Origin of the sequence: Pseudomonas edaphica, assembly GCF_005863185.1 — a bacterium.
In the GTDB taxonomy this organism is placed as follows: Bacteria; Pseudomonadota; Gammaproteobacteria; order Pseudomonadales; family Pseudomonadaceae; genus Aquipseudomonas; species Aquipseudomonas edaphica.
In genome coordinates this window covers 1-2,781 of record NZ_VBVZ01000738.1, presented here as the reverse complement: position 1 = coordinate 2,781, position 2,781 = coordinate 1, and the positions used below count along the sequence as shown (strand labels likewise).

The window sequence follows — 2,781 nt, the reverse complement described above, 5'->3', positions numbered from 1 at the left end:
GTCCAGTACGTTGCAGAATTGCGGGTTGGTTGCAGCGTTGTTAACCAGGATATCCAGGCGCCCAAACTGTTCGCGGATACCGGCGAACACTTGGGTAATCTGCTCCATTTCGCCGATATGACAGGCCACGGCGGTGGCTTTGCCGCCCGCGGCGATGATCGCGTCGGCCACGTGCTGGCAGCCTTCGAGCTTGCGGCTGGAGACGATCACATGGGCGCCTTGCTGGGCCAGGAGCTTGGCGATGGCTTCACCGATGCCACGGCTGGCGCCGGAAACGAAAGCGATCTTGCCGTCGAGGTCGAACAGGTGGGTCTTGGACATGCTGGGTTCCTTGCTCTTGTAGTCAGAGGGCTGATTTAGCGATGACATTCAGGCTCATTTGCTCCAGCAGCTTGTTCATATGGATGAACTGCGCAAAGCGTTTGTCCTGGGTCTGGCCGTGAAAAAAGCGGTAGTAGATCTGCTGCACAATGCCGGCCAGGCGGAACAGGCCGTAGGTGTAGTAGAAGTCGAAATTATCGATCTGGATGCCGGAGCGCTCGGCGTAATAGTCGACGAATTGGCGCCGAGTCAGCATGCCCGGCGCGTTACTGGGCTGGCGGCGCATCAGTTGCACGGGCGCAGGGTCAGCGGCTTCGATCCAGTAGGCGAGGGTGTTGCCCAAGTCCATCAGCGGGTCGCCCAACGTGGTGAGTTCCCAGTCCAGCACGCCGATGATCTGCATCGGGTTGTGCGGGTCGAGGATCACGTTGTCGAAGCGATAGTCGTTGTGCACGATGCTGGAAGTCGGGTGGTCGGCCGGCATCTTGTCGTTAAGCCACGCGCGTACCTTTTCCCAGCTGGGCGCGTCGGGCGTCAGGGCTTTTTCGTAGCGGTCGCTCCAACCGCGGATCTGGCGTGCTACATAGCCTTCGGGCTTGCCCAGGTCGGCCAGGCCGCAGGCAGCGTAGTCGACCTGGTGCAGCTCGACGAATTTATCGATAAAGCTCTTGCACAGCGCCTCGGTCTTGGCCGCGTCCAGGCCCAGTTCGGCCGGCAGGTCAGAGCGCAGGATGATGCCGTTGACGCGCTCCATCACATAGAACTCGGCGCCGATCACCGACTCGTCAAGGCAGTGCACATAGGCTTTGGGGCAATACGGGAAGCCGTCCTTGAGCTGGTTGAGAATGCGGTATTCGCGGCCCATGTCGTGGGCGGACTTGGCTTTGCGGCCAAATGGCGGGCGGCGCAGCACGAATTCCTGGCCAGGGTATTCCAGCAGGTAAGTCAGGTTGGATGCGCCACCGGGGAACTGGCTGATCTTGACCGTGCCGGCAAGGCCCGGAATATGCGCCTTGAGGTAGGGATCGATGAGGCTGGCATCAAGTTCTTCGCCGGGGCGAATCTGGGTCGATTGGTCGTTAAGCGCCATGCTTATCCCTTCTGCTTATTCTAAAGGCCTTGGACTATTGGCTAATCTAATGCGCACCGCCGTCCAGCGACAAGGTCGGGGCGGCTTAATAGGTTAGCGTGTTGGACGATAATCAGCGGGCCTGATGTGCTCAAATCACCAGCATGGCCCGGCCACCGGGGTTGCACGACAAATTGGCACCGATTTCGACTTTTGCCAGGTCGATGCCCAGGCCGGCGAGCAGGTTGTTGACGATGGGGTCGAGCAGCGGGCCGAGCAGCCCGGCAATCAAGCCGCCCAGGGTGGTGAGCAAGCCGTTGACCACGCCCGTGACCAGGCCCAACACGGCGCCCAACAGGCTGGCCATTTTGGGCGGGTGGTTGATCAGTTGGATGCCGGTGAGTGTTTGCTTGAGGCTGCTGACCGCGTTCGAGCTGGCGAATGCGTAATAGAGCGGTTGCTGGTTGATAGCGGGCGGCTCGGTGTAGGTGTGCGCACGCTGGGTTTTCAACACGTCGCTGTCGATTCGGATGCCCAGGCCGCCCGCCGCAAAGGCCTGCCTGTCGCTACACACGCCGGTGCCGCGCTTGCAGGTTTTGGTGCCGATATCCACCACCGGGTACTCGTCGACCTTGAGTTTTTCTGTGGACGAGTACAGATTCTTGGGGTCAACCTGGCCAATCATCGCGCGCAATGCCGAGGTTTCGCCGAGTACCGACAACGACTTTTTGCCGCTGTCGCAACTGTAGCCAGTGACCATAGCGCTGCCGCCAGCGGCTTCCAGGGCGATGTCGAGGGTGTCGCCGATTTCCAGGCTGGCGACCAGGCAACAATTGGGATCGAGTAAGCCAAACAGGCCGCCCAGCAGGTCACTGAGCGCTTGCACCGTGCCACCCAGCAGGTTATTCACCAGCGTGACGATCGGCAGTTTTACCGAAATCAAAGTGCGCACCTGGGCGGTGCGCACATAAATGGGCTGCTTGGCGATATCCTTGGGGTTGCCGATGCTGGAAACCTGCCCGGGCTCGATCACTTTGGTCGACACGGTCACGCCGAGCAGGCCCAGCACATCCACCGGCAGCTCCACGGCAACTGCGCTGGCCTTGTTCGACAGCTGCACAAAGCCCTGGATCAGGTTGAACAGTTGCAGGTTCACATCCAGCGCACTTTTGTCGGTGCCGTTCTGGATATTGATCAGGTCGCCCAGGTGCAGGATCTGCGTGCCCGGCGCAATCAGCTTGATGGCTTCCAGGTTGTTGATCACCACTTTGACCGCGTCACCGCCCAGCTTGAGCACATCAATGGCCGCCTGGATCAGTTGGCCTACAGTGGCGTCGGTCTTGAGCAGTTGGTCGTAGTTACCGGCGCTGACTTTCAATTGCATGGTCAGA

3 protein-coding genes are annotated in these 2,781 nt (G+C 60.1%); all 3 read right to left on the bottom strand.

The genetic code is table 11. From position 1 onward, the window contains the following. A partial coding sequence (locus FEM54_RS29775; RefSeq protein ID WP_138453983.1) for an SDR family NAD(P)-dependent oxidoreductase occupies nucleotides 1–321 on the bottom strand: 321 nt, incomplete at its 3' end. A gap of 22 nt (nucleotides 322–343) precedes the next feature. Further along, nucleotides 344–1,411, bottom strand: coding sequence for a phosphotransferase family protein (locus FEM54_RS29770; RefSeq protein ID WP_138453982.1), 1,068 nt, complete (start codon nucleotides 1,409–1,411; stop codon nucleotides 344–346). Between the two features lie 130 nt (nucleotides 1,412–1,541). Further along, the coding region (locus FEM54_RS29765; protein WP_138453981.1) for a Tad domain-containing protein at nucleotides 1,542–2,781 on the bottom strand (1,240 nt) is incomplete at its 5' end.